Below are 5,744 nucleotides of genomic sequence, written 5' to 3' on the forward strand. Positions count from 1 at the left end.
GCCTTGCGGTTGGCTTTGATGGTACTCATGATCTTGTCCTGGGTCAAGCCAAATTCACGGCACAACTGCTGGACTTCGTCGTCGCTTTCGCTGACGATGCCCATGAGGATATGTTCCGTGCTGATATATTCATCGTGCATGGAGTCGGCCAACTGCTGAGCCTTGCCGATGACACGGACCATTTCTGTCGACATGGACAACTGGCTGGAGCCTTTGACAGACGGGATTTTCTTCAACAACTGTTCCAAGCGGGCCTGGAGCATGGGGACGTCAGTGTGACATTCCGAGAAAATCGTATTGAGCAGGCCTTCCGGTTCTTTCGTCAAGCCCATGAGTATATGGACCGATGAGAGTTCCTGGTTATAATGGAGCGCGGCAATCTGCTGGGCAGACTGGAAGGCTTCAATGACCTTTTGCGTATATTTTTCGTTTCCCATAATTAAGACCTCCTTACTTATGGTGGAAGTAATCATTCTTAGGAGCTTTCCTCAAGCTCTAGTATTATTATATCGTCAAAAGTCAAAAAGTCAATAGGACAAAAAGAAAAATAGAAAAATATTTGACAAAGGAAGGAACCTTTAGCTACACTTATTTTGTCAGAAAGGAGACGGATATATGGACGAAAAAGAACGGAAAGCTTTTGAAGGCGATGCTCAAGCGCAGTGTGACATGGGCGATGACTATTTTTTTGAAGCTTTCGATGCGGATATAGAAGATAAAGATGTTTTATATAGGAAAGCTATCTATTGGTATCACCGGGCCGCCCAGAAGGGCCACGCCGCCAGTCAGTACAACTTGGCCTATCAGTATGAACACGGTCTGGGGATAGAGATTGACTTGGAACAGGCCGTGTACTGGTACCTCCGGGCCGCCAATCAAGGCTACGGCGCAGCCGAGAACAATCTGGGCCATCTTTACGAAACGGGATGCGGCCTGCCCCAGGACTATGCCCAGGCCCTGCACTGGTACGGCCGGGCGGCGCGGCACGACGATGCCGACGGCCAGTGCAATACGGCCATCATGTACCAGTTCGGCTATGCCGGCAAGCGGGATTACGACCAGGCCGCCTATTGGTATGCCCAGGCCGCCGGGAAGGGCCAGACCATTGCCCAGAACAACCTGGGATACCTCTATGAGACGGGCCGCGGCGTCCCCCAGGACTGGGAACTGGCGGCGCACTGGTATTACGAAGCTGCCATGGCTGGTGACGGACCGGCTCAGAATAACCTGGGCGTCCTCTATCGCGACGGCCACGGCGTCCGCCATGACCTCTGTCAGGCGGCGTATTGGTTCGCCCAGTCGGCTGCGTCTGGCTATAAAGAGGGCATGAAGAATTATGCCCGTGCCCTGGAAAAGGGGGAAGGCGTGGAGAAGGATACCGTCGAAGCGGCCTATTGGCGGCAGAAAGGAAATGAACAGGACTGACATTTTTACGTAATTGAGCATGATCCACTCCCGCTGGTTCCGCCTGGTCGTCATCGTCGTGCTGATGGTGGCCGGCGGCCTTTTCCTCTGGCAGTATAACCAGGTCGATAAGCCGCAGCTGGTCAACAGCGATGGCCGGGTCTTTGAAAAGGCCCGCGTCGTCGATATTGTCCGCGATAATCTGCAGGAAGACGGAAGCCGTGTGGGCGATCAGATCGTCACCTTGCGCATGGAAGATGGCCCCGATGCCGGACAGACCGTTCAGGCGAATTGTCCGAACGGTCTTCTCTTTGGGACCGTCTGCCAGCCCGGGATGGCGGTCATCGTCATTTCGGCCAACGTCGGCGCCATGGGTGTCCTCTTCCTCTTTTTCCCCATGGTCCTGCGCGGTATGGGTCCCGTCGCAGCGGCCTTGAGCGCAGTGACACATAAAGTGGAACATAAATGATTAAAGGACGCAGGCCGCCGTTCGCAGTTCGCAGGCCGCCGCGGATTCAGATGCGGCGTTCCGCCGCGACAGACTCACGATTTTTTGACCTAAAATTTTTTCTTTGCCTGCAGGCCTGGTAAATCAAGCCTTTTGACAAATGCCTGAAATTTTGGTTAAATAAGAGTAACCTGTTAACTGCCGTGTAGGCAGCTTAGAAATTTTGAAAAAGAAAAACAGGGATTCTTCCTTGGTTAACTGCCGCATAGGCAGCTCAGAAAAACAGGGACAGTCGCACGAAGGTTTTGACCATCATGCGACTGTCCCTGTTGCTTTATAATTTGCAGAGAAAACTTTTAAATTTTAAGCTATCCGCTAACCACTAACTGCTAGCCACTAACAACTTAAAAGGGACTGTCGCATATGCGATAGTCCCTTTTTTGCTGCTTCCCATACTTCTGTAACGCGTTACCTGTAAAGAGAAGAAAAGAGAAAGGGAAAAAAGAAGAGAAAACATACATAAAAATTTAAAGCATACGCTTAAAAAAAGGTGACACATGTCCGCAGCTTTTTCTCTTATATGGGTGTCAAGGGCAAAAGCCCAAACCGAAACGGAAACGAGGTGCTGATAATGAGAAGGCTGCAATGGCTGAAAACCAGGACGGGACTTTTTTCAGATCCCCGTATGCTTTGTCTGATGAATCAGGCGAACGGCGATTCGTACATCGTCCTCTGGTTTTTCCTGAAAGACATGGCCGGGACGGTTAATGACAACGGCCTTGTCTACGTGTCGGGACAGGAAGCCATGACGACGCAGCTCATTGCCAAGTGCCTGCACCGCCGCCGACCCTTCATTGAAAAAGGGTTGACACTGTTGGAAAAACTGGAACTCATCGAACGCGACAAAAGCGGTCTTATCCGCATTGCCATCTGGGATGAATTACAGGATTTCCAGCGCGACGAAAAGAAGCGGGAACAGACGAAAGAACGGGTCCGCCGCTACCGTGAGAGGCAGCGCCAAGCTCAGCGGGAAGATAGTTCGGTGGATGCGGCGCCTGTCATGACGGCAACGTCAGCTTCTGATGAAATGGCCATGACGGCAGAAGAAGCGCCGGTCTATGACGGCGAACCTGTGACGATGCCGAAAGTCATGCGTGACTACGCGTCGGTCCAGAAATATCAACAACTCTTTGGTCCCATGCAGGGCGAGTTCGCCCAACAGCTCATTGATTTAGAGAAATTGTGGGGCAGCGAGTCGACCTGTATTGCCATTGAACTGGCCCATGAAAACGGGGTCAACAACATCAAGTATATCCAGGCCATCTTGAAGAACAGCAACGGCCGTCCTATGAAGAAGGAGGACGCTTATGCACGTAACCAGAGAGAATATTACGAGCACCTTGATGCGGTGTTACATGAAGCCCGGAGAGAGAAGCTGCAACGATTACAAGCTGAAGATGCTCGAAGAAATGCTGCCCGAAACGATGACGGCACAGCAAGCGGAATCTCTTTTGCATCGCTTGTTAAAACGATGTAAATTCGAGCCATCCATTGCCGAAGTCATGGAAGAATGGTATGCCATCGTCCGCGAGAACCGCCGTCCCCAGGTCTTTCAGGCCGGACCGGCGCAGACCGTGCCCCAGCGCCACATCAATCGGCTGAAAGATACGCGGAATGCCTTGCTGGAAGGGCGTCCCATCGAAGGGCTGAACCTGTCGGAGAAACTCATCCGATTCGCCCGCAGTTTTTTCCCGGAAATCAGCCTGTCCGTCATCGAACGGAACCAGTTGGAAATCTCTAACTGCATGACTGACCGGCAGAAAGATTTGGAACGGAAAGACGGCTATATGACCTATATGAAGCTTAACAAAAACGGCGTCATCACGCTGTATATGTCTAAAATCCAATGAGAGAAAGGAGACGAGAATGAACCGGATACTACGATTTTTGAGGAACCTCGATAAAAGGAAGCTCATTTTCATCTTGCAGAGAGCCAGTGCCGTATTGCTGCCGATTAGGCCCTATCCAGACTGCGGACGCGGGCACTGCCCCTGTCCGGCCATAAAACACAGGCCCATGCAGGGCATCGCCATCGGCGGCAAGACCGCCAGCGTCCATATGAGGCAGTAAATGGGAGACGCAGGCCGCAGGTCGCAGGCGGCAGGCCGCCTCGGAATCAGATGCGGCGTTCCGCCGCGACAGACTCAAATTGACAACATCGCTTCGGGAAGCCCTCAGCTTGTAAAAATAGCCCCGACTGGGGCTGCGTAGGGGCCGGCCTTTAACCTCTCAGACCGCCTTTGGCGGCCAGCTCCCCTATAAAGGGAGCCTTGTGCGGCCCGCTGCGAGGTTTCATCACAGCCCATCCTGGTATAGGTATAATGGTGGGTTTTTACGAACCATTCGTCATGAATTCCGGCTATGCACAGAGGTCACGGCGGGCGCGCCACGTGCACGCCCCTACATATCGCATACAGGCGATAAAAAATCAACGTAGTTCGCAATTCGCAAAGAAAATGTACGGCGATGGCTTTGTGCGTAGGGGCTTCCGCGTGGGAAGCCCGCTAGAGAGATTTAACAACAGCCTATCCAGGTATAATGGCAGGTTTTTACGAACAACGAACCACGAACAACGAGCTACGGCTTTTTCCGAAGCGGCCTGCGACCGGCGGGGCCGTTAAGCCTCAAACTCGATGAACGACCTACGATGAACAACAAAACGGCCGTCAGGCCATACTATCGAAAGGAGTGCTATGAAAGTATATCTCAATGCCGGGCACGACCGGCAGCTGGATCCGGGCGCCGTCAATCGCCGCCTGAATCTGTGTGAATGTGATGCGGCCTATGAATTGGCCCTGGGTGTCCAGCAATATTTAGAACGAAATGGAATAGCCGTTGTCTTTGGGCAGGACGATGACCTCTATCGTATCTGCGACCAGGCCAATCAGGCCGAATGTGATCTCTTCGTATCCATTCATTTCAACGCCTATAACGGCAGGGCCAGCGGCACGGAAACGCTTATTTCCGGGTCCACCGGCAGCCTCATGCTGGGGCACTGCATCCAGACCAACTTGAAAGCCGTCCTGAATCTGCCCAACCGGGGACTCAAGGAACGGCCGGGACTCTTCGTCCTGCGCAATACCATCATGCCTGCCGTCCTCGTCGAAGTCTGCTTCCTCGACAACGACTTCGACTGGCGCCGCTACGACGCCCACCGCGACGAAGCAGCCCGGGCCATCGCGACGGGCATCATACAGTACCCGCACCAGATGCAAGGGGCACAGGCGGCATGATGAACGCAGGCCGCAGTTCGCAGGTGGCCGGCCGCCTCGGACTCAAATGCCGCTGCGCGGCGTCAGACTCAAACTAACAACATCGCTTCGGGAAGCCCTCAGCGCGTAGCGGGCGCCCCCTCTACGGCGGTCCGTTTCAGCAACCGTCTTGACATTCTTTGCAGTCATGACCTGACGGGCTGAAAAGGCACGTGGCGCCCCTACGGATGCGGTTTCGCCGCGGTCCTGCGGACCAAAAAAATTCACGGCCATCGGCCTTGTGCGTAGGGGCTGTCCCAAAGGGCAGCCCGCTGGAGAGATTCAACCACAGCCTATCCAGGTATAATGGCAGGCTTTTAAGTGATGAAAAAATGAACGCAGTTCGCAGGCCGCAGGCGGCAGGTCGCAAAAAAAATACACGGCCGAAGGCCTTGTGCGTAGGGGCTTCCACGTGGGCAGCCCGCTAGAGAGATTCAACCACAGCCTATTCAAGTATAATGGCAGGCTTTTAGGCGATAAAAAAATGAACGCAGTTCGCAGTTCGCAGGCGGCAGGTCGCAAAAAAATACACGGCCGAAGGCCTTGTGCGTAGGGGCTTCCGCGTGGGAAGCCCGCTAGAG

The 5,744-nt window shown here is 53.5% G+C and carries 6 protein-coding genes; 5 read left to right on the forward strand and 1 reads right to left on the reverse strand.

Annotated features, from left to right (window positions below; all coding sequences use genetic code 11):
• A partial coding sequence (locus tag WMO23_RS10775) for a Clp protease N-terminal domain-containing protein (protein ID WP_349174053.1) occupies nt 1-437 on the reverse strand: 437 nt, incomplete at its 3' end.
• A 178-nt stretch (nt 438-615) separates the two neighbouring features.
• On the opposite strand from WMO23_RS10775, the gene WMO23_RS10780 reads away from it, so the two are divergent.
• From WMO23_RS10780 to WMO23_RS10800, 5 genes are all read left to right on the forward strand, one after another.
• Nucleotides 616-1,425: a tetratricopeptide repeat protein gene (locus WMO23_RS10780; protein ID WP_020310848.1), complete on the forward strand. Its 810-nt coding sequence runs from the start codon at nt 616-618 to the stop codon at nt 1,423-1,425.
• Nucleotides 1,426-1,444: 19 nt separating this feature from the next.
• The gene (locus WMO23_RS10785; protein WP_020310847.1) at nt 1,445-1,873 is read left to right on the forward strand and encodes a hypothetical protein; all 429 of its coding nucleotides are present in this window, start codon (nt 1,445-1,447) and stop codon (nt 1,871-1,873) included.
• 610 nt (nt 1,874-2,483) lie between these two features.
• Nucleotides 2,484-3,389, forward strand: a complete 906-nt coding sequence (locus WMO23_RS10790; RefSeq protein WP_292281525.1) for a phage replisome organizer N-terminal domain-containing protein — start codon at nt 2,484-2,486, stop codon at nt 3,387-3,389.
• The gene (locus WMO23_RS10795; protein WP_302491451.1) at nt 3,364-3,762 is read left to right on the forward strand and encodes a hypothetical protein; all 399 of its coding nucleotides are present in this window, start codon (nt 3,364-3,366) and stop codon (nt 3,760-3,762) included. Before WMO23_RS10790 ends, WMO23_RS10795 begins: the two co-directional genes overlap by 26 nt.
• 843 nt (nt 3,763-4,605) lie before the next feature.
• Nucleotides 4,606-5,145, forward strand: coding sequence for an N-acetylmuramoyl-L-alanine amidase family protein (locus WMO23_RS10800; RefSeq protein WP_302491452.1), 540 nt, complete (start codon nt 4,606-4,608; stop codon nt 5,143-5,145).
• The last annotated feature ends 599 nt before the right edge of the window (nt 5,146-5,744 follow it).

The organism is Megasphaera intestinihominis (genome assembly GCF_040096415.1).
In the GTDB taxonomy this organism is placed as follows: domain Bacteria; phylum Bacillota; class Negativicutes; order Veillonellales; family Megasphaeraceae; genus Megasphaera; species Megasphaera intestinihominis.